This is a genomic window from Limnobacter sp., assembly GCF_036846585.1.
Lineage (GTDB): Bacteria > Pseudomonadota > Gammaproteobacteria > Burkholderiales > Burkholderiaceae_B > Limnobacter.
The window spans coordinates 81,551-102,955 of the sequence record NZ_DAIUBR010000007.1 but is presented as its reverse complement, the minus strand read 5'-3'; the positions used below and the strand labels follow the sequence as shown (position 1 = coordinate 102,955).

The 21,405-nt window shown below is 54.2% G+C and carries 21 protein-coding genes; 17 read left to right on the top strand and 4 right to left on the bottom strand.

Annotated elements, in window-relative coordinates; genetic code table 11:
* Positions 1-5: 5 nt before the first annotated feature.
* From V7028_RS05435 to V7028_RS05425, 3 genes are all read left to right on the top strand, one after another.
* Positions 6-1,325: an ATP-binding protein gene (locus V7028_RS05435; protein ID WP_334119088.1), complete on the top strand. Its 1,320-nt coding sequence runs from the start codon at positions 6-8 to the stop codon at positions 1,323-1,325.
* Positions 1,322-1,864: a response regulator transcription factor gene (locus V7028_RS05430; protein ID WP_334119087.1), complete on the top strand. Its 543-nt coding sequence runs from the start codon at positions 1,322-1,324 to the stop codon at positions 1,862-1,864. The genes V7028_RS05435 and V7028_RS05430 overlap by 4 nt, the downstream gene beginning before the upstream one ends.
* A 127-nt stretch (positions 1,865-1,991) precedes the next feature.
* A complete protein-coding gene (locus tag V7028_RS05425) occupies positions 1,992-3,266 on the top strand; it encodes a putative Na+/H+ antiporter (protein ID WP_334119086.1) in 1,275 nt (424 codons plus the stop codon).
* An 8-nt stretch (positions 3,267-3,274) separates the two neighbouring features.
* Here V7028_RS05425 and V7028_RS05420 read toward each other — a convergent pair whose 3' ends face one another.
* From V7028_RS05420 to V7028_RS05410, 3 genes are read right to left on the bottom strand one after another with little or no spacing between them, the layout of a single operon-like run.
* Positions 3,275-3,862 (bottom strand): NnrU family protein, encoded by a 588-nt coding sequence (locus tag V7028_RS05420; RefSeq protein ID WP_334119085.1) that lies wholly within the window; start codon positions 3,860-3,862, stop codon positions 3,275-3,277.
* A 40-nt stretch (positions 3,863-3,902) separates the two neighbouring features.
* On the bottom strand, positions 3,903-4,484 hold the full coding sequence (locus V7028_RS05415) for a hypothetical protein (protein WP_334119084.1): 582 nt from the start codon (positions 4,482-4,484) through the stop codon (positions 3,903-3,905).
* A 22-nt stretch (positions 4,485-4,506) separates the two neighbouring features.
* Positions 4,507-5,214 carry a FadR/GntR family transcriptional regulator gene (locus V7028_RS05410; protein ID WP_334119083.1) on the bottom strand — a complete coding sequence of 236 codons (708 nt, stop codon included), beginning with the start codon at positions 5,212-5,214 and terminating at the stop codon, positions 4,507-4,509.
* A gap of 154 nt (positions 5,215-5,368) precedes the next feature.
* Between V7028_RS05410 and V7028_RS05405 the strand changes: the two genes are divergently transcribed.
* From V7028_RS05405 to V7028_RS05390, 4 genes are all read left to right on the top strand, one after another.
* Positions 5,369-6,550 (top strand): SUMF1/EgtB/PvdO family nonheme iron enzyme, encoded by a 1,182-nt coding sequence (locus V7028_RS05405; protein ID WP_334119082.1) that lies wholly within the window; start codon positions 5,369-5,371, stop codon positions 6,548-6,550.
* Positions 6,551-6,567: 17 nt separating this feature from the next.
* Positions 6,568-7,167: an NUDIX hydrolase gene (locus tag V7028_RS05400; protein ID WP_334119081.1), complete on the top strand. Its 600-nt coding sequence runs from the start codon at positions 6,568-6,570 to the stop codon at positions 7,165-7,167.
* Positions 7,168-7,273: 106 nt separating this feature from the next.
* Positions 7,274-8,125: a hypothetical protein gene (locus V7028_RS05395; protein WP_334119080.1), complete on the top strand. Its 852-nt coding sequence runs from the start codon at positions 7,274-7,276 to the stop codon at positions 8,123-8,125.
* The gene (locus V7028_RS05390; RefSeq protein ID WP_334119079.1) at positions 8,122-9,618 is read left to right on the top strand and encodes a choice-of-anchor X domain-containing protein; all 1,497 of its coding nucleotides are present in this window, start codon (positions 8,122-8,124) and stop codon (positions 9,616-9,618) included. Before V7028_RS05395 ends, V7028_RS05390 begins: the two co-directional genes overlap by 4 nt.
* Here the strand turns inward: V7028_RS05390 and V7028_RS05385 are convergent.
* Positions 9,601-10,398, bottom strand: coding sequence for a DODA-type extradiol aromatic ring-opening family dioxygenase (locus V7028_RS05385; RefSeq protein WP_334119078.1), 798 nt, complete (start codon positions 10,396-10,398; stop codon positions 9,601-9,603). The two genes, V7028_RS05390 and V7028_RS05385, sit on opposite strands and share 18 nt — an antisense overlap.
* Positions 10,399-10,555: 157 nt before the next feature.
* Here V7028_RS05385 and V7028_RS05380 point away from each other — a divergent pair, with 157 nt between their 5' ends.
* The 10 genes from V7028_RS05380 (at position 10,556) to tssF (ending at position 21,401) form a co-directional block, all read left to right on the top strand.
* A complete protein-coding gene (locus V7028_RS05380; protein ID WP_334119077.1) occupies positions 10,556-12,703 on the top strand; it encodes an FAD-dependent oxidoreductase in 2,148 nt (715 codons plus the stop codon).
* 48 nt (positions 12,704-12,751) lie between these two features.
* Positions 12,752-14,113 carry a glutathione-disulfide reductase gene (gene gorA, locus V7028_RS05375; RefSeq protein ID WP_334119076.1) on the top strand — a complete coding sequence of 454 codons (1,362 nt, stop codon included), beginning with the start codon at positions 12,752-12,754 and terminating at the stop codon, positions 14,111-14,113.
* Between the two features lie 176 nt (positions 14,114-14,289).
* A complete protein-coding gene (locus V7028_RS05370) occupies positions 14,290-14,475 on the top strand; it encodes a hypothetical protein (protein WP_334119075.1) in 186 nt (61 codons plus the stop codon).
* Positions 14,476-14,839: 364 nt separating this feature from the next.
* Entirely contained in the window at positions 14,840-15,946 is a 1,107-nt protein-coding gene (locus V7028_RS05365) for a type VI secretion system protein TssA (protein WP_334119074.1), read from the top strand.
* A 42-nt stretch (positions 15,947-15,988) separates the two neighbouring features.
* The gene (gene tssB, locus V7028_RS05360) at positions 15,989-16,501 is read left to right on the top strand and encodes a type VI secretion system contractile sheath small subunit (RefSeq protein WP_334119073.1); all 513 of its coding nucleotides are present in this window, start codon (positions 15,989-15,991) and stop codon (positions 16,499-16,501) included.
* A 2-nt stretch (positions 16,502-16,503) separates the two neighbouring features.
* Positions 16,504-17,994, top strand: coding sequence for a type VI secretion system contractile sheath large subunit (gene tssC / locus V7028_RS05355; RefSeq protein ID WP_334119072.1), 1,491 nt, complete (start codon positions 16,504-16,506; stop codon positions 17,992-17,994).
* Between the two features lie 39 nt (positions 17,995-18,033).
* Positions 18,034-18,516 carry an Hcp family type VI secretion system effector gene (locus V7028_RS05350; protein WP_334119071.1) on the top strand — a complete coding sequence of 161 codons (483 nt, stop codon included), beginning with the start codon at positions 18,034-18,036 and terminating at the stop codon, positions 18,514-18,516.
* 20 nt (positions 18,517-18,536) lie between these two features.
* The gene (locus V7028_RS05345; RefSeq protein ID WP_334119070.1) at positions 18,537-19,019 is read left to right on the top strand and encodes an Hcp family type VI secretion system effector; all 483 of its coding nucleotides are present in this window, start codon (positions 18,537-18,539) and stop codon (positions 19,017-19,019) included.
* On the top strand, positions 19,012-19,515 hold the full coding sequence (gene tssE, locus V7028_RS05340) for a type VI secretion system baseplate subunit TssE (protein WP_334119069.1): 504 nt from the start codon (positions 19,012-19,014) through the stop codon (positions 19,513-19,515). The genes V7028_RS05345 and tssE overlap by 8 nt, the downstream gene beginning before the upstream one ends.
* Positions 19,516-19,535: 20 nt before the next feature.
* Positions 19,536-21,401, top strand: a complete 1,866-nt coding sequence (tssF, locus tag V7028_RS05335) for a type VI secretion system baseplate subunit TssF (RefSeq protein ID WP_334119068.1) — start codon at positions 19,536-19,538, stop codon at positions 21,399-21,401.
* The last annotated feature ends 4 nt before the right edge of the window (positions 21,402-21,405 follow it).

Here is a 21,405-nt window from a genome sequence, read left to right as displayed (position 1 = left end):
TCAGCATGAAAATCATTTCCCTTTCCGAACACCACCCTTTGACGCGCCTGTGGACCGAAGGCCTGGCAGACCAAAGCGATCCATCCGTGCGCCGACAACAAATGGCCACGGTGATGTGGACGCGAATGCTTGCACTTGTCGCCCAGGTGTTGTTGTTCGCTGTGGTGGGCTTCTTGCTGAAAGTCACCTTGCCCTGGCCCGTGTTGGCAACCATTTTGGGTGCGCTGGCTTTGCTCAACGCAATCACTTTCGTTCGGCTGCGCCAAGGCAATGCGATCGGCAGTTTTGAAGTTGCAGCGCAATTGTTTGCTGACCTGTCAGCCTTCAGCCTTCTGTTATATTTTACGGGTGGCGTTACCAATCCTTTTGTGTCGCTTTACCTGCCTTTACTGGGTTTGGCTGCAGCTTTGCTGCCTTGGGTGCAGGTGGCATTTCTGGCATTTTTCAGTGTGATGGCCTACACCGTGTTGATGAGCAATTACATGCCACTGGTGCTGGCCAATCCAGACGATGGTGTGCATTTTCACTTGGTGGGGATGTGGCTGAATTTTCTGGTCAGCGTGCTGATTCTGGTTGGTTTTGTGGCGCGTCTCAGTTCTTCCATTCGAAACCGCGATCAAGCCCTGGGCCGTGCGCAAAGCCGTTTGGCCAGTGAATCCCGTTTGGCGGCGCTGGGCAATCAGGCCGCCTCCATCGCACACCAGTTGGGCACGCCTGTTTCTACAATAGCCACCATCATTGCAGACTGGAAAAACGATCCGGCCATGCAGGCGAGTTCACGCGAAATGAATGTTCTGGGTGCACAGGTGAAATCGATCACCGAGACACTTGCCCAACTGCGTACGCAAATTGATGTCGACCCACGCCACAATGCAGATGCACAACTGATCAAACCCAGTGAATGGCTGCAAGCCACATTGTCGGTTTGGCGAACGCGCAACCCGCAGCACGAGGTGCGCCTGCTACCCAGCATCGCATCAATTGCAGGCGTGTTCAAAGTGCGCAAGGAATTGCTTGAACTGGGTTTGATCACCCTGTTGGACAATGCCGCGCAAAGCCAGCAACGCGCAAACGTGCAGGCTGTGTTGCAAGTGGGCATGCAATGCGACAGCACCAGCCTGACCCTGTTTGTGAACGACGCGGGCGGTGGTGTGGATGCAGAGCTGCTTCCGAAAATTGGACAGCAATTGTTTCAGGACAACGGGCAGGGCATGGGCTTGTTTTTGCTCGCCAACCTGCTTGAACGTGAGGGTGGAAAGTTGAACCTTCGCAACCTGAACCCCGGCGTGTGCGCCAGTCTAAGTTTGCCGGTGTTGCCCCTGTGAACCGATTCATCCTGATTGTCGATGACGATGAAATATTTGCCACCACGTTGGCGCGTTCCTTTGCGCTCAAGCAAATTCAAACCTGCGTGGCCTTGAACAAAGAGCAAACTCTTCTGGCGGCTGGCCAGCAACAGTTCACCGACATCACGCTTGACCTGAATCTGGGCGAACAGTCCGGCTTGCAACTGATCACGCAATTGCGCAAGCTGCAACCCCAAGCCAACCTGTTGGTGCTTACCGGGTATGCCAGCATTGCCACCACCGTGCAAGCCATCAAGCTGGGGGCCGACAATTACCTGGCCAAGCCCGTAGACAGTGCAGCCATACTGCGCGCGCTGGACGAAGACGTACTTGATTTCAATGTGAACGAAACGGATTCCGCTGAATTTCAAACCATGTCCGTGTCGCGCCTGGAGTGGGAACACATTCAGCGCGTGTTAAATGAACACGACGGCAATGTGTCAGCCACCGCGCGCGCCTTGAACATGCACCGGCGAACCCTGCAACGCAAATTGACAAAGAAGCCCGTGGGGCGGTAGGCTCACGCCACGTGTTTTCCGCAGCACGCCTTTTTTATTGTGAAGTCGGGGAACTTTAAGTCTGTGATAGGCTCACTTTATAGACCCCCTCGCAGTTTTCTTTCAACAACACAAAAAGACCACCGACATGACAGCAACCACAATTCAATGGATTGCCGCCTTTCTATTTGCCGGCGCGCTTGTTCACACCTTTTCTGCCAGCTACTTTGAGCACCTGGCCCACCATAGCAAACACCACAGCGGCTTGTTTCACTTGCTCGGCGAAGTTGAGGCCGTCTTCGGCATCTGGGCTTTGTTTCTCGTTGTGGCCATGGCCTTCGCGGTCAATCTGGATTCCGCAGTGGAATATGTGGACACCCGGCATTACACCGAACCCCTGTTCGTATTCGTCATCATGGTGGTGGCGGCAAGCCGCCCTGTGCTGGATGCTTCCCGATTGTTGGTCGAAGGCTTGGCGAAGTTGATGCCTGTCAACAAGGGTGTTGCATTCACCTGGCTTGGCCTGTTCATGGTGCCCTTGCTGGGCAGCTTCATTACCGAGCCAGCGGCCATGACACTGGCTGCACTGTTGTTGCGTGATGTGCTCTTTTCCAAATCAGTGCCCAACTTCATTCGTTACTGGGGCCTGGGCGTGCTGTTTGTGAATATTTCAATCGGTGGTGTGCTGACCTCCTTCGCGGCACCGCCAGTTTTGATGGTGGCCAGTGCCTGGAACTGGGACACCCCTTTCATGGCCGCAAATTTTGGCTGGAAAGCGGCAATCGGTGTGTTCATTAATGCCACCATGTTTATTTTCTTCGCTGCCAAGCATCTGGGCGCTGAGGTGAAAACGCCCGAGGCCTTGGGTGAAGACGGTCAACCACTGGCCCCCGTGCCTTGGTGGGCCATGGTCATTCATTTGGCTTTCCTGGGTGTTGTGGTGTTGTCTGCGCATCACCCCGCAGTGTTTCTCGGCGTGTTCCTTTTCTTCCTGGGCTTTACCGCTGCGTACAGCACATTTCAGTCGCGTTTGCTGTTGAAGGAAGGTCTGCTGGTGGCGTTCTTCCTCGCAGGTTTGGTGGTGTTGGGCGGCATGCAGCAGTGGTGGTTGCAGCCTGCGGTCAGTGACCTGAATGACGGTGTGCTGTTTATCGCAGCCATGGCGTTGACCGCGATCACTGACAACGCCGCGCTTACATACCTTGGTTCGCTGATTGAGGGTACTTCTGAAAGTTTCCGCTACGCCTTGGTGGCGGGTGCCGTGGCCGGTGGTGGTTTGACGGTCATTGCCAATGCCCCCAACCCTGCTGGGCTGTCACTTTTGAAACGGCAGTTCCCCGATGAAGCCGTGTCAGCAGGGGGCCTGTTGGCCGGGGCTTTGGGGCCCACGGCAGTGGCTGCAGCGTGTTTCTGGTTTCTGTAAAAGTTTAGTTAGCGGCCAAAGGGGCTGACACCGATCAGGTAAACATGCAACCAGGCCGCAAAAATCAGCCAGCCCAACACGCCCACTACTACCGTCATCAAGGTGCCCACCTTGGTTGGGCCATCTCCTGCAAAGCCCATGGGAATGGCACGCCTGCGGGCTGATTTGAACAGCAGCACTGCCCACACCAGGAATGATCCGAACAGGACAATGTCGGCCAGTGAGCCATTTGCGATCAAGTGAGCCAGCGCCCACACTTTCACTGACAAGGTCATCGGGTGCTGCAGCTTTGCCTTGATATGGTTCATGGGCACATAGCAGGCCGCAAGCAAAATCATGGAGAACAACATCAACAGCGCTGCAATATGGCGCATGGCGGCAGGCGGGCTCCACACAAAAACCGGATCAAGCCGTGCCTGCCCATACCCGTACACAATCAGCACCAAACCGACAATGGATGCCACGGTGAAAAGGGTGCGGTATTTGTCTTTTCCAAGCCGGGCCATCATGCCTGAACGCCTTTGATCATTCGGAATGCGTACGGCATGCATGCCTAGAAACAGCACCAGCCCCGCGGTTAATATCAACAAGCCCATTCAGTTCTCCTTTTTGTGGTGAACCGATTATGTCACAGGCTTACGCAGCGCGCCGTGTTGCCGGTTTTGGTGCGAGGGTGCCGAGCGATTCAGGCTTGGGCAGCATTCGGGCAAGGAATGCTGGAACCCGTTTCAGCCCCAGCACATTGTTTTCGCGCGCACCGCCTTCAGTAAACACGCGGGTTCTCATGATGTAATCAAACCACGGTCGCGTGACACACCAGTTGGCGCCGGGGTTGTTGCCCATGTGGTGGTCGTAATGCCAAGGCACACGTTGTTCGCCCCACGCTGGGTTCATGTGGCTTTTTTTGTGCACCCGATAATAGTTCAAGCTGCAATACCACAGCGTGCCTACAAAAAATGGTGCCACTGGAAATAGCGGGGCAACTGCCACTGCACCGGCAATCAAGGCCCAAGCCTCTTTGCCCTGCGCATGTAGCCCCAAGGGGAAGCGTTCATAGTTCGGATCGTAATAACCATGCTCGCGAACTTCTTTGTGGTGCTCATGAAAATGAAAGGCCCAGAATGTGCCTCGTTTTTTACCCAAACCATGCAGCACGTATTTGTGCATGCTCCATTCCACTGCGTTGGCCGTCAAAAGGCCCAAGGGAATTCCCAACATGAATTAGTCTCCGATTTGCTTGTTATGATTGACCCAGCGCCATATTCAGCGCGCGACTACCCAGCTCAACATGTTGCCGTGCCAACACCTCGCAGCGTCGGTGTTCGCCTGATTCAATGGCCTGTGCCAGTTGCGCAAGCGTGGCCACATCCCGAAATTCGTCTTGCATCACCAGCGTCAGCGTGTTCCAGGCGGCCAGGTAAGTTTGGTTCATGGAATTGAAGGCCAGTTTGAACACCACATTGCCGCTGCCTTGCACTAACAGCGCCCAAAAATCAAAGGCCAATCGCTGAAGTTCCGGTAGCTCGCTGGTGCGTTGCATTTGATCAAGCAATGGTTTCAGCTTTTCAGCCAGCGCCTTTCCGCCATGAACGGCGGCTTGCCCGGCCACCACCGGTGCCAAGGCTTTGCGCATGGCCACAATACCGCGCGCTACTTCCAAATTAACCTGGCCTTGAGAATTCACCATCAGGCTGGGCAGCAATTCCAGCCCGCCTTCGGCCTCAAAGTTTTCTACCTGTGTGGCACCGCCATGTCGCACCCGAACCAAGCGTGCCTGTTGCAGGCGTTTGATGGCCTCCCGCACGGCACCGCGGTTTACCTTCAAGGTTTCAGACAACTCCCGTTCAGAAGGAAGTTCAGTTCCAACTGGTAATACCTTTTTAAGTATTCGATCCCGAAGTTGAATATACACTTGCTCAGAAATCGAAATTTTTTGAATACTTTCCATGGCTTGTCTACTTTTTTATAAACTGGGTTGATTCTGGTAAACTCATCATACCAGTGTAAATTAAAAAATCAAGCAGGTCTGCAACGGTTGGGCAAGGGCTCGGCATGGTTTCTATTTGTCGTACACTATTCGCTTGTGTACAACGCATTGCCCCGTGAACAACCGCATCAACCCAGCACAACTTGCCCGAACATCGAACGCCGCATTTCTTCGGGATGCATTGCTGCGCACGCGCGAACGCACTTTGGGTTTGCTGGCCGATTACGTGGCCGCACTGGGCGAAGAATGCCAGGTACCGCGCCGCCCGGAACTAAACCCGCCATTGTGGGAGCTGTGCCATGTTGCCTGGTTTCAAGATTGGTGGCTGGCCCGCAACCCGGACTGGGCTTTGGGTGTGCAGTGCCGCCACGACGCATCCAAACTTGAATCCCGCCTGGCCAATGCAGATGCCCGCCTGAATTCAAGCACCATTGCGCACGACACCCGTTGGGAAATTGGCCTTCCCAATTTATACGGCACCCGCGAATACCTTGCGGCGTCGTTAAAAGACACACTGCAACTGCTGGAAAAGGCCGATGAGCTGTGTTGCAAGCAGCCCGCAAAAGCCGACCTGTATTTGTATTTTTTCCGGTTGTGTGTGTTGCACGAGCAAATGCACAACGAGGCCGCCGTGTTCATGGCCAAGCAGTTGAATATTCCCTTGAGCCAGCGCCACGCACAGCGCCCCGGCGTACCGGCCTGTGGTGATCTGCAGCAATTGCAAATGTCCGCAACACAGTGGACCCTTGGCTGGCAAGGCGATGGTTTTGCGTTCGACAATGAAGTGCCGGCCTTTACTGTGCAAATCGACGCCTTTGAAATAGACTCCCGCCCGGTGTCGTGGGCGCAGTTTCTGCAGTTCACCGAGAAAGCCCGACATGCCACACCGCCTTTTGTTGCCTTCAAAAATGGCGACTGGATTGATCAAAGTTACGGGCAGCAACTGCCCTTGAACCTGAATGCACCGGCAGAAAATATCAGCTGGCTGGATGCACAGGCTTACTGTGAATGGGCGCAACGCAGGCTACCCACGGAGGCAGAATGGGAATACGCCGCGCACACGCAGGTCGCCATGCAATGGGGTCAGGTGTGGGAATGGACGGCCAACACTTTCCTGCCCTTCGACGGGTTCGAAATGCACCCTTACGTCGATTATTCCAAACCCTGGTTTCACGATCGCAAAGTGTTGAAAGGCGCAAGCTGGGCCACCTCGGCTGAAATGGTACATCCCAAATACCGCAACTACTTCCAGCCCGACCGGCAAGATGTGTTGTCCGGTTTCCGAACCTGCAGTTAAATACAACAGACTGACCCATGCGATTGCATTTAGCCCTGCTTACAGTTCTTGTCCTTTCGGCCTGTTCATCATCCAGCGCACCCCCTGCTGGTTTAATTGCCTACAGTTGCGTGACCGGTGAAGCCTTGCATTTGATGGCCTTTGATCCGCACCCGGCGCGGCGTGCGTGGGCCACGCTGGGCGGTGGTGCGAAGCCAGGTGAAACCCCGACCCAAACTGCCATTCGGGAATTCACCGAAGAATCAAATTGCGCCTACAACGCCGAAGAACTGCAGGCGGGCGAATTGAGAGGCCCGTCCATTTCCCCTGGCGTGCCGTTTCACCTGTACACCACCGAAGTGCCGTTCAAGCCGGTGGATATCATCGCCCAAACTCGCCAGTGCGTCGACATTGAACGCAGCCAATGGGTGTGGGTTCGCCACCTTGATTTGGTGCGTGCCCTGAATCGGTTTGATGGATCGGAAGATGCAGCCCTTATCTTGCCCACAGTGCAAGGTGAACCATTGCAAGTGTCCTTGTGGAATCGTGGTGTGGAATCGCTTAAAAAAGCCCTGCAGGATGGCGTGCTGCCCGAAACCATCAACTGCAATCCCACTCAGCTTTCAAGAGGCGTTTGAAGCAGAACGGAGTGGGGGACATTTTGGGGGGTGGTGATTTAAATCGTTTGAGCTAAAAATTCAAATCAATCGCAGTAGTTGATGCTTCCTTTTCAAGGAGATTACGATGGCTGTTGATTTGCTCATTCGGGATGGAGATCCCCATTGGTATTTAAGTCCCGACATCTGGGTTGTTCCCGGGAGCGACCCGGCTGGTTCACCAGGTAGCCCGGTCGCAGGGCAATCTGCCTACCTCTGGGCACGTGTGGCCAACAACGGTAGCACGCAAGCCAACGGCGTTCGAATTGATTTTTACTGGGCCAACCCGGCGCTGCAAGTTACGCGCAGCAATGCGACTTTGGTGGGCTCGGCTTACGCAGACGTACCCGCCGGTGGCCAACAAAATGCTTTGTGTCTGGTGCCATGGGTTCCGGTGATCGTAAACGGTGGCCATGAATGTTTGGTGGCAGTGGCCAATCATCCGGGCCATTCTTTGCCCAGCCCCTTGCCTGATGCATTTGACCCGCCGACCTATCCACAGGTCGCGCAGAAAAATCTCACAGTCATTCAGGCCATGTCGGCCCGTGCATTGATGTTTACACTCACGGTGTCTGCTTTGCCGCGTGTTGACAAAACAATCACAGTGACTGCCGAAGTGGGGGGTAAGCTGGATGAGAAAACCCTGCTTGGTTTGGGTTTGAAAGGTTTCAAACCCGCTCGAAAATCCATAGTGGAAGTGGGGCTTTCTGATGCGCCGCGCACCGTCTGCGAGAAAGATTCCATTGGTGAAGGCCGTTTGAAAATGCAGATTCCCAAAGGCACAAGCGCGGGTTTGCATGTGGCAGTTCGCGCCAAAAATATTGCAGCGAAGGAATACCAGTTTATCCACATCGTTGAGCGCACTGGCCAAGAGGTATTGGGTGGGCTCGGTTTTGTTGTTGTAGGCAATGCATCAACAGAAAAGGAGACTGCAGCATGAGTGCCACCCCCCTGCAAGTTCTGACACGTCCATTTGCGATTGAGCCCGTTACCAACATCATGTTGCCTGACGGTATCTTCGACAATGCCATCTACAATTTGCGCATTGCTTGCCACTACACCAATATGTCCGGCGCAACGCTGAACAATGTCACCATCTATCTCGAAAGCGTTGGTGATCCCGGCATTGTACCGGTGGCAAAAACTTTTCACTTTGCGTCCATTCCTGCTGGCGCAGCTGTGCTGGTGATGTGGGATGCGAATTTCAAAAATGCCACACCGGGCAAACGTTTGGTGAGCTTTGTTGCCAAAGCCGATGGATTTGACTCCCGGCGCACCATTCAACAAATTTTTGTTTCGCAAACCCGGTTTGATTCTGCTTCCAACACCTACACCTGCAGTATCGAGGAAGGTGTGCTTACCATGTCGAACATCAGTGCCATTGTGCAGAATCCGAAATGGGGGAAAGACCGCGAAGGCAAGTGCGAATGCCCACCTGATTTTGGGCCATGGATACCCACAGGTGTCACACTGGCCTGGTCACCGAACCCGGCTTACAGCGGCATGCATGCGGAGTTGCCGTTTTCTGATCCGTGGTGGAAAGTACTTGCTATCATTGTTGCCGTCATCGCGGCCATTGTTGCCATAGTTGCTGCAGTAATGGGAGCGGGTACCGCATCATTTGGGGTCAGTGGAACATTCGAGGAAACCGATCCGTCCATCGATTGCTGTACCCCCGATGTGGACGCCGGGCCTGAAAAAGAATTTACGGTTGCTGGTGTAGCGTCTGTGGTGGCCACTGTCGCATTGGGTGTGGCCTTGTCTGATGAAGCAGACCCATTCTGGCGAGGACAAGCCCACACCCTACCGAGGGCAGACGAACTGACTGTGGGCGAAAAGGTGGTTGCCAAATGGAAATTGCCTGACGCGCCAAATGCGGGAAAGGCATACACCGCTGATGTTGAATGGACCTACACCCGCTTCACCACGGGGAAAACCTACGAGTATTCAGTTCGGGAAACGCAAACGAACATTCATTTGTCTGATGGCGTGGAACTAGAAACGCCTGTGACTGTTGGATTGGGCGAACCTTTGTGGATTCGAGCCAAGTTCATGCGCACAGAGGGCAAGTTTTTCAAAGGCACAGACCTGTACGCCTTCGCACTGCTGCGTTCCCCAGGGGGGCTTACTTTCGTTGTGCCTTTGACTGATGATGGCTTGGGTTTTGATCCGGGGGCCAATGATGGTGTTTATGCGGGCTCTCTGGACATTAAAAAAGCCATGCGCCGCTTGTTGCAATACAGGCTGGATCCACGTGGCTTGTGGCGCGTATATGCGTTCGCCCAAGACGTGAACCTGACCAAACCCGGCACACCACCTGAAATTGCGGCCCAACACATCGGCGGCTTTTTTGTGGCCAGTGCCGTGTCCATCACCTTTGATCCAACCTTGCCTTGCCCGCTAACGGCACAGGGCTCAATCACGGTGGTTTAGAAACGCAAAACTTTGCATCGACAATGCGGTGTAACGCACATCGTCAGGCAATGCGTCCACCCGTGAACCGGTTGATGCCGCGCCCATTGCAAATGGCAAGGGCAGGTAATGGTCGTCATCCGGGTGGGCGCGTGCAAAGTGTGGTGCACCGAATTCAGCTTCGGCAATCGCTTTGCGGTCTTCCGACTGCAAGCGGTTTTGTATCCAGTTTGTGAATTCACTTACATAGGCGGGAGCAGGTTCGCCCCGCTGATCACCCCGCAAATCCATGTCATCAAAGTTGTGCGTCAGGCTGCCACTGCCCACCACCACAGCGCCATGCTTGCGCGCAAATTGGCCCACAACAACGCCAATGTCCATGGCGGTTTGCCCATTCCATTGCGCGGGCATGCTCAGTTGCAACATGGGTGGGCCGCCGTTTGGAAACAGGTGAATGTAAGGCACCCACGCACCGTGATCAAAGCCTTGCTGGGGGGCAAGCTCAGCAGTCAATTCTGCAGCCAGTTCCGCGGCCAATTGAGGCGCACCGCAAATCTCCGGTTTCAAGGCATACAATTCTCTGGGGAAACCATTAAAGTCGTGCACAATCACCGGCGCTTCATGGCTGGTCACCGCCAACTTTGCGCTGCGCCAATGGGGGCTTAGCACAATCAAAGCCTTTGTGTCTTGCGCGATCAGCTGCTGTCCAAGCTGTTCAAGCGCTTGGCCGGGCGATCCGGGCTCCAGTGCATAAGTGGGTGCCCCGTGGCTGACAAATATGGATTCAATGCGATGGCTCATCGTGAACGAAGTCTTGAAACATGATTGCTTTAGCTTAACCCGACTATCTTTCCAGATCGAGGTAACTTTTTTGTACGACTCGCCGAAACCATCTGTACAAGTTGCCAAGACCATGCATTATTGACAACACACTGCGTAGAAAAACCAAGGAATTGACATGAAAAAAATAATACTGCTGCTCATCGTGGCGGCTGTTGTGGCGGTCTTTGCCTTTGACCTGCACAGCCTGCTCACGCTCGACAGTCTCAAAAACAGTCTGGGGCAGTTCCGCGAATTTCAGGCCGAATCGCCATTCATGGTTGCAGGTGTTTTCTTCGCCGCCTACGTGCTGGTTACAGCATTCTCAATTCCGGGTGCTGCAGTCATGACCCTGGCAGCGGGTGCCTTGTTCGGTTTGCTGCAAGGTTTGATTCTGGTGTCATTCGCATCGACCATTGGCGCCACGCTGGCCTTCATTGGCGCGCGGTATTTGCTGCGCGACAGCGTGCAGGCCAAATTCGGCAACCGTTTGAAAGCAATAAATGAAGGCGTTGAACGAGAGGGCGCTTTTTACCTGTTCACACTTCGACTGGTGCCCGTGTTTCCATTCTTCCTGATCAACCTGCTCATGGGTTTGACCAGCATGAAAGCGATTACTTTTTTCTGGGTCAGCCAACTGGGCATGCTGGCAGGCACCGTGGTGTATGTGAATGCGGGCACTGAACTTGCGCAAATCGACAGCCTGGGCGGTATTCTTTCACCTGGCCTTATCCTTTCATTCGTGCTGCTTGGCATTTTCCCGTTGATCGCCAAAAAAGTGACCGACAAAATCAAGGCTCGCAAGGTGTATGCGCAATGGAATAAGCCCGCGAAATTTGACCGCAACATGGTGGTGATCGGTGCTGGAGCAGCCGGCTTGGTCAGCTCCTACATTGCTTCTGCCGTCAAAGCAAAAGTAACCTTGATCGAAGCCCACAAAATGGGTGGCGATTGCCTGAACTTCGGTTGCGTGCCTTCCAAGGCCCTGATAAAAAGCGCCAAGTTGGCTCACCAAATGCGCCACGCCGCGAAATACGGCTTGCACGCCACCACACCCGGTTTCAGTTTCAAAGTGGTCATGGCCCGCGTGCACAGCATCATCAAAGCCATCGAGCCGCACGACAGTGTGGAGCGTTACACAGGCCTGGGTGTGGATGTTATTCAAGGCTACGCAAAAATTATCGACCCGTGGACCGTGGAAGTAAAACACAACAGTGGCGAAACCAGCCGCCTGACTACCCGCAGCATTGTGATTGCCGCAGGTGCCGAACCCATGGTGCCACCTTTGCCTGGTATTGAAACCAGTGGCTACCTGACCAGCGACACCCTGTGGGATGAATTTGCCAAGCGCGAAGAGCTGCCCAAGCGCCTTGTGGTGCTGGGTGGCGGCCCCATTGGATGTGAACTGTCGCAGGCTTTTGCGCGCTTGGGCTCGAGGGTCACGCAAGTGGAGCTGGCAGATCGGATTATGGTTCGCGAAGACCCTGAAATTTCAGCCATGGCGATGGAATCGATGCGTGCTGATGGTGTGAATATTCTGATCGGGCACAAAGCAGTTCGGTTCGAACGCAGGGGCGAGCAAAAAATTCTGGTCACCGAACACAAAGGCAGCAACGTTGAAATCGAGTTCGATGACATCATTTGCGCGGTGGGTCGCAAAGCACGCCTGAAAGGCTATGGCCTGGAAGACATCGGTGTGGAAACCAACCGAACCGTGGTTACCAACGAATATCTGGAAACCCTGTACCCGAATATTTTCGCCGCTGGCGATGTGGCCGGGCCCTACCAGTTCACGCACGTGGCGGCACACCAGGCCTGGTACGCCTCTGTGAATGCCTTGTTTGGGCACCTGAAAAAATTCAAGGCCGATTACTCGGTCATTCCCTGGGCCACGTTCACCGATCCCGAGGTGGCACGCGTTGGCTTGAACGAGCAAGATGCCAAAGAACAAGGCATTGCGTACGAAGTAACACGCTACGGCATCGACGACCTGGATCGTGCGATTGCCGACAGCGATGCACACGGTGTGGTCAAAGTGCTCACCGTGCCGGGCAAAGACAAAATTCTGGGTGTAACCATTGCAGGCGTGCATGCAGGTGATCTGCTTGCGGAATTTGTGCTGGCCATGAAACACGGTTTGGGTTTGAACAAAATTCTGGGCACCATTCACACCTACCCTACACTGGCTGAAGCGAACAAATATGCAGCAGGAGAATGGAAGCGCGCGCATGCACCACAGAAGCTGCTGGTGTTGCTGGGCAAGTACCATGCGTGGCGGTTGGGGTAACCTGCACGTTACAATGAGTAATTACATGCAGCACCCAAGGAGCAAACCATGACCACATCCAGCACACCTTACGATCTCATCGTTATTGGCGGCGGCTCCGGCGGCGTTGCCAGCGCCCGCCGTGCGGCAAGTTACGGCGCCAAAGTGGCATTGATCGAATCCAGCCGCCTGGGTGGTACCTGTGTAATCCGTGGTTGCGTGCCCAAAAAACTCATGATGTATGCCGCGCAGTTCGGGCAAACCTTGCGCGAAGGCTTGCAGCCGGGCTGGCAAGTGGCCCAGGCCGATTTCTCCATGGCCCAGTGGCAGGAAGCCAAAGGCAAGGAAATCGATCGGCTTGAGGGCATTTACGCCCGCATGCTTGAGAACAGCGGTGTGGAAACCATTCGTGGTCACGGTGTGATCAAGTCGGCCACCGAAGTGCGGGTGGGCGATCGAACCATGTCTACCCAGCGCATCCTGATTGCCAGTGGTGCAGCACCCAACCGCAGCGCATTTGAAGGACTTGAGCAGGCCGCCACATCGAATGAATTGCTCGACCTGTCTGTGCTGCCTAAAAAAGTTGGCGTTATTGGTGCGGGTTACATCGCGCTTGAGTTCGCCTGTATCTTGCGCGGTCTGGGCTCTGAAGTGTCGGTATTTTATCGTGGCGATCTTCCACTGCGCGGCTTCGACGAAGGCATTCGAAACCGCTTGGTCACTGCCATGGCCTTGCAGGGAATCGAGCTGTTTCCCAATACTGATTTTCAGGCACTTCGCAAGCAGGGCGAGGGGTTTGATCTGCAAACGGCAGCAGGCGTGCACGCCTTTGATTTCGTGTTGAATGCCACTGGCCGCAACCCGAATACACAGGGCTTGGGCCTCGAAAATATTGGCTTGCGCACTGGCCCAAGCGGTGAAATTGAAGTCAACAAATACAGCCATACCGGAATTAAGGGTGTGTATGCCGTTGGCGACGTCACCAATCGAATGAACCTCACCCCGGTGGCCATTGCCGAAGGGCGTGCTCTGGCAGAAAACGAATTCAATGGCAAAGACATGACGGTAGACCACACCAGCGTGTCCACAGCCACCTTCACATCGCCACCCATCGGCAGTGTTGGCTTGACCGAAGAGCAAGCAGCCAAACAGATGCCAATACGTGTGTATGAAACAGAATTCACACCCATGAAAACCAAATTTTCTGGCGGTGAACAAAAAACCTATATGAAGCTGCTGGTGGATGACGCCACCGACCGTGTCGTGGGTATTCATATGTTGGGCGACGATTCGCCCGAGATGATCCAACTGCTCGGCGTGCTTTACACCATGGGTGCCACCAAAGCCGACTTTGACAAAACAATTGCAGTGCACCCCAGTTCTGCCGAGGAATGGGTGTTGTTGCGAGAGGTGATTCGGAGGGTGGGTTAACTCTGTTGGTGGTGGCGCACTCCCTTTTTTGATAGTTCGCAGGGTGACTGGTAATGTTCAACAACTCAAACTTATTGAAGGCATCTATAACTCATGAGAAGCCGACTGGCGCAAACCGGGGTAGTTCCTGCCGACCGATTTAAGCGTAGAGTCGATTTTTGTAAGGCTGCCCAATAATGATCACATACATTTTTCTTGCTTTGTCTTTAACCGTATCTTGGGCGGTGGCTGTTGCATCGCCAGTGAAGCCTTATCTGGATTCCATGATTGTGGAGGCAACCACTCTGCGCACCGAGAGTTCTCTCATTTTACGGGTGATCCAGTTCAATTCAGAAGTCCGTTTGTTGATTGGTGGTTCTTGAGCTGTTTTTCACACCGTCAAGTCACCTGCTGGATCAGGTGCTTGTAGAACAATCACTAATCTTAAGGGATGGTGAGCGTTTGAATCTGGATCAGGTCAGTGCGGTTTTCCTCAGTGATTTTAAATTGAGCAAAGATTCGTTGAGTTTGCAAATTGAATATTTCCCTTTGACCGAAGTGGGTTTCGATGTTGAGTGTGTTTATCAGATTCAATCAAGTCGTTTCTCCAAGCCAGTTTGCGAAAGGGTTGTAGAGACCCCCTAGCTGCCAGCTTGTGAGGGATTCTTATCCCTCTCTCACTCTATGTGGTGATGTCACTCAGGTTAGACCCATCGCCAACTTCATATTTGGTTGTTAGAGTCCCGCATGGTTTTACCATTCGGGGCTTTGCACAACGTGTCTTTTTCATTTCTTCCACCGCCATCAGCAGGGCTGCCAGAATCGTTCAGTGCGACGGTTCCCGCCTGGGCATTGCCTTTCGACAATGGCGAATGCGGGCCTGATCTGGAATACGACAATGCATTCCTTGAGTTGCAGCAAGCCGCGCGGGGCAGGCCGGAAACTCAATTCGAGCCTGCCACCCCACCAGACTGGAATGCGGTTGAAACCGGTTCATTGGCCCTGCTTCAGAAAAGCCGCGATTTACGGCTGGTGGTGTTGTGGGCCGAATCCCAGCTCAACCTGAAAGGACTTTCCCGCTTGCCGGAAGGCTTGAATGCATTTGCAGCTTTGCTGGAAACTGCATGGCCCTCTGTGAACCCCCGGCTGGATGACGGCGATCCCTATGCCCGCTTGAATGTGGTTGAAAGCCTTGGTTTTGGTGGTTCTTTCTTTCAGTCCTTGCGCAATTGCGTTGTGGTACGCAACCCGCGCATTGGCGAGATCCGACTGAAAGACTTTGAAGTGCTTACCGGCAATTCACCTGGTACGGAATTGCCGGTGGTGCGCGAACAAGTCGAGCAGTTTTTTCGTTCTCCCGAGGGAATGGCGATTGAACTGCGCAGCGTGGTGCAGGAAAGCCTGTCTGCCTTGACGCGAATTCTCGCTGCATTGACTCCCCATGTTGACATGGACCGTTTACCGCAACTGCCTGAACTGAAAGCGCTGCTTGGTTATCTGCAATCCTGCCTGCCACTTCAGAAAATGGAACAAACCACCGACGCAATGCCACCAAGTGGTTTGGCTGATTCAACTTTGAATGGCGATCAAGCGACAAACGCCCGGCAGGTGGGGTTTAACGGCGCGCAGGGAATTCAGTCCCGTGCGCAGGCATTGGCTGCCATCGACCAGGTGTGCAGTTATCTCGAACACGCCGAGCCCACAAATCCCGCGCAGCTTTTGCTGAAGCGTGCACGCCGCTTGATCGATAAAAACTTCATGCAGTTGATGAAAGACCTTGCGCCGGAAGCATTGGCCGAGGTGGCAAAAATCATGGGGGTCAATCCCGATTCTCTCGAGCAGGAAGATGCATAAAGTCGCCCTGCGTTCAACCACTCTTACTTGCGAGATTTTTCAATGAGCGGACAAAAATTTGTAGGGCGCAACCGTGCACCACGCGTGCAGATCGAATACGACGTCGAAGTGTATGGTTCCCAGAAAAAAGTGCAACTGCCTTTTGTCATGGGCGTGATGTCTGACCTGTCCGGCAAGTCAGAAGTGCCACTGGCGCCTGTTGCTGAACGTGACTTCCTGGAAGTCGATGTCGACAATTTCGATGCCCGCATGAAAAGCATCAAGCCACGCGTGGCTTTTCATGCCCCCAATCACCTGACCGGTGAAGGCAACATGGCAGTCGATATCACCTTCGAATCCATGGACGATTTCAGCCCCGCTGCCATTGCCCGCAAGGTTGAGCCGTTGCGCAAGCTGCTCGAAGCCCGCCAGCAACTGGGCAACCTGCTGACCTACATGGATGGGAAAAACGGTGCAGAAGCTCTGTTGGCAAAGCTGCTGGCCGACCCGGCCCTGCTGAAAAGCCTGTCGGCTACACAGAAGCCTGCTGAATCAACTTCTTCTCAAGGTGAGTAACCATGTCTGAACAACTGCAAAATCGCGCGCTGGATGTGATCGAACTGGAAGGCAGCGAACTGTCTTCCCTACTGCAAAAAGAATTCAAGCCCAAAACCGACGAAGCGAAGTCTGAGGTGGAGTCTGCGGTGCTTACCTTGGCGCAACAGGCATTGGAAGGCGTTGAATTGATTGGCGACGATGTGGTTGATTCCATCGAGCGCATGATTGCGGCCATTGATCAAAAACTGTCCATACAAATCAACGAGATCATTCACCACGATGACTTCCAGCAAATGGAAAGCGCATGGCGTGGCCTGAATTACCTGGTCAACAACACGGAAACCGACGAATTCCTGAAAATCCGTTTCATGAATGTGTCCAAAACCGAACTGGCCAAAACCCTGAAGCGTTACAAAGGCGTGGCCTGGGATCAAAGCCCCGTATTCAAGAAAATTTATGAGCACGAATACGGCCAGTTTGGCGGCGAACCCTATGGTTGCCTGATCGGCGATTACTACTTCGACCATTCCCCGCCCGATGTTGAAATGCTGGGCGAGCTTGCCAAAATCAGCGCGTCGGCACATGCACCTTTCCTGTCGGCCGCATCGCCCGCCACCTTGCAAATGGATTCCTGGCAAGAACTGGCCAACCCGCGCGACCTCACCAAGATTTTTTCCACGCCCGATTACGCAGCGTGGCGCAGCCTGCGCGATGCCGACGATTCCAAATACCTGGGCTTGAGCATGCCACGCTTTTTGGCACGTCAACCCTATGGTGCAAAAACCAACCCGGTTGAGGAATTCGCCTTCGAAGAAGACACCGGTCTGGCCGATCACAGCCGCTACACCTGGGCGAACTCTGCATATGCCATGGCGGTGAACATCAACCGTTCATTCAAGGAATATGGCTGGTGTTCGCGAATTCGCGGCATTGAATCGGGCGGCGCGGTGCCCAATCTGCCCACGCACACTTTCCCGACCGATGACGGTGGTGTGGACATGAAATGCCCCACTGAAATTGCCATCTCGGATCGCCGTGAAGCAGAACTCAGCAAAAGTGGTTTTCTGCCCTTGATTCACAAAAAGAACAGCGACCTGGCTGCTTTCATCGGTGCGCAGTCCCTTCACAAGCCGGCTGAATACGAAGATCCCGATGCAACAGCCAATGCCAAATTGGCAGCACGCTTGCCCTACTTGTTTGCAACCTGCCGTTTTGCGCATTACCTGAAATGCATCGTGCGCGACAAGGTGGGTTCATTCAAAGAACGGGCCGACATGCAGCGCTGGTTGCAAGACTGGATCATGCAGTACGTCGATGGCGATCCTGCGAACTCCTCCGAGGCGGTGAAGGCCTCCCGCCCACTGGCCGCAGCCGAAGTGGTGGTTGAAGAAATTGAAGGCAACCCCGGCATGTACGCATCCCGTTTTTATTTGCGCCCGCACTACCAGCTAGAAGGGCTTACCGTGTCTTTGCGTTTGGTCAGCAAGTTGCCATCCGCCAAAGCGTCTTAAAACTTGAACTATTAACCAATCAATTACAGAGGGAATCAAATGTCCGTAGACATGTTTTTGAAAATCAAGGGTGTGGATGGCGAATCCGTGGACAGCGTACACGCCAAGGAAATTGATATTGCAGCCTGGAGCTGGGGCATGTCCCAGTCCGGCACAACCCACGTGGGTCGTGGCGGTGGTGCAGGCAAGGTGAGCGTGCAAGACATCAACGTGACCAAGTACATCGACAAAGCCACGCCCAATCTGATCAAGGCCTGTTGCAACGGCAAACACTTTGACGAAGCAGTTTTGACTGTGCGCAAAGCCGGTGAAAAGCCTTTGGAATACGTTGTTTTGACCATGAAAGACGTGATCATTTCCAATGTTAGCCAAGGCGGATCTGGCGGTGAAGACCGTTTGACAGAAACAGTGACCCTGAACTTCGCTGAATTCAGCTACGTGTACGTGCCACAGAAGAAAGATGGCGGACCCGATGGCAAGGTTGAAGCGACTTTCAACATCGCAACCAACTCCGAGAAGTAATCGGATAGCCAGGAAACACAATGTCGAAAGTCGATATGTTCCTGGCTCTGGAGGGTTCCCGTCAGGGAGCCATCCAGGGTGAAAGCCAGGTCGGTGGTCACATGGGTGAGATTGAAATTCAGGGTTGGTCCTGGGGCATGTCCCAGCAAGTCCACTCGTCTTCCCAATTGGCATCCAAAGCCTCGGTGCGAACAATCAATGTGCAAAAAGCCATTGACAGTTCAAGCACCGCCATCATGAGCGCCTTGAAGTCTGCCGAGATACTTAGCAAAGTGGTACTAACGTGCCGCGACCCCGGTGGAATTTTAACCATTGATTACCTGCGCATTACCTTGCGAAAGGCCCGCATTTGCGATTATGAAATATCGGGCAGCGCAAGCGAAGGGCGACAGGTCAGTGAATCTTTCTCCATGGCGTTCAAGGAAATTGAAGTGGTGTACACCCCCAAATCAGCCGCCAATCTGAAGGCTGGTGCATGCACTTACATTGACGTGTATGAGTAAATCCCGAGACGCGCTGCAACCCGCTTTGCTGGATCGTCTGCAAGACGACGAGCCCTCGCGTCAAACTGAATCGTCGAACAGCCGCTTCATCACCAAAGAGGCCTTGCGCCACATGGTGCTTCGGGATCTTGAGCAGTTGCTCAATGCCACCCGCGTGATTGAAAGCAAACACCTGCAGCAGCAACCGCAGTTGCTCAACTCGGTGCTTGCCTATGGCATGCCGCCGGTGGCCGGACAGGTCGCATCGATGATTGATGTCAAGGATTTCGAGCGAACCGTGGAAGATTTGATCCGCCGTTTCGAACCACGCATTGATGGTCAATCCCTCAAAGTGCAGGCAGAAACCCAGCAAGGTTTAATGCATTTGCACAATGTGATTGGCTTGCGCATTTCCGGTTTGTTGTGGGCACAACCTTACCCCATTGAACTGATGTTGCGCACGGAAGTGGATCTTGAAACCGGCAAGGTGCTGCTAATGCCCCTGTCCGGTTTCTGATCACACAGAACCTGCCCACCATGGATCCGCGGCTGCTTCAGTTTTATACCCAGGAACTTGCCCACGTGCGCGACACCGGGGCAGAGTTCGCGCATCGTTTTCCGAAAATTGCGTCTCGCCTTGCGATGGACGCCACTGAAGTTCATGACCCCTACGTGGAGCGCTTGCTTGAAGGCTTCGCGTTTCTTACTGCGCGTGTCCAGCTTCGCCTGCACGAAGAGTTTCCGCGATTCACCGAGCAACTGTTAAACCGCATCAGCCCGAATTTTCTTGCGCCCGTGCCCGCCATGGGGGTGGTTCAATTCAATCCGAACACCATTGATGCAGCCTTGAAGAAAGGCATTGAAGTCAAAGCGGGCACCGTATTGCAAAGCCAGGTGGCCAAAGGCATACAAACCCCGTGCAAATTCAAGGTGGGGCATTCAGTCACGTTGTGGCCACTGGCCATTGCCAGTATTGAACATGGGCCTTTCAAGGGGGTGCCCCCGAAGGTGCAGGGGCATGGGGTGGTGCGCTCGGCCTTGCATTTGAGAATTGAAAACACCACGCAATCGCCCATGTCGCAAGTGCCCCTTGATGCCCTTGACCTGCATGTCAGTTGTGGCGATGAATATGCCTACACCCTGTTTGACCGGGTTTGCTACAAAACTGCGTTGGTGGGTATTCGCGTATCGGGGCAAAGCACTTGGACTTACCTTGCGCGCGAGCAACTTCAACCCTTGGGGCTGAGCGACGACGAAGCCCTGTTGCCTGCAGATGCAATGCAATTCAGTGGCACCCGTTTGCTCCAGGAATTTTTTGCATTTCCCCAGCGTTTTTTGTTCTTTCGAATTCAGGGCCTGCAGCGTCATTTGGCTGATTGCAATCAGCCTGCGTTCGAGCTGGCTTTGTGTTTCACTGACCCGAATCCTGAACTGGACCGGGTTGTCGATACCGATTCACTGGCACTGAACTGCACCCCGGTAATCAACCTGTTCGAGCAAAGCTGTGACAGGGTGTTGCTGGACGAGCAGCTTCACGAGGTGCACGTGTTGGCCAACCGCAGCAAGCCCCAGGATTTTGAAGTGCACAGCGTGTTGAGTGTTCAGGGGCATGGGCAGAACCGGGTGCAGCCAGTTCCCACCCTGTATGGCAACACCGAAGAGAACGATCCCGATTTGCCCCGCTTCATGTCCCGGCGGGTGCCCACACAGGTTTCCGAAAAACAGGTCCGCGAAGGCGGGCGTTCCTCCTACATTGGCAGCGAAGTGTACCTGGGGCTGACACTGCCTACGGGTGAGCTGCTCAAGGGCCACGGTCTTCAGCAACTGGCTGTTCGCGCATTGTGCACCAATCGCGATTTGCCCTTGTTGATGCCCGTGGGGCAAGGGCCAACCGATCTGGCCTGGCCTGGCAATTTGCCTTTGCAATCCATCCGTTTTTTACGTGGCCCCAGCCGCCCGAAGGCACCTACACACAGCGGGCAGGCCAGCTGGCAATTGATTGAGCATTTGTCGCTGAATTACCTCGGCCTGATTGATCAGGGCGATTCACAGCAAGGCAACGGTGCCGCTGCGCTGACCCAGTTGCTTGCGCTACACGCAGACCCGGCACAGCCGGCACACCAGCAGATGGCACGTGCGGTGCAAGGTGTTGAATCGCAACCCATGGTTGCACGCATTGTGCGGCAAGGGCGACCTGCGGTAGTGCGTGGTTTGCACGTGGTGCTGACCGTGGATGAACTGGCCATGCAGGGCGCGGGCGTGGCTGTTTTGGGCAGCGTGCTTGCACGCTACCTTTCCGCGCATGTGTCGGTGAATTCGTTTGTGCAAACACGTGTGCGAACCCAGCACACCGGTGCGGTGTTTGACTTCCCGGCCATGTCGGGAAACCGGCCATTGTTGTAGTGGC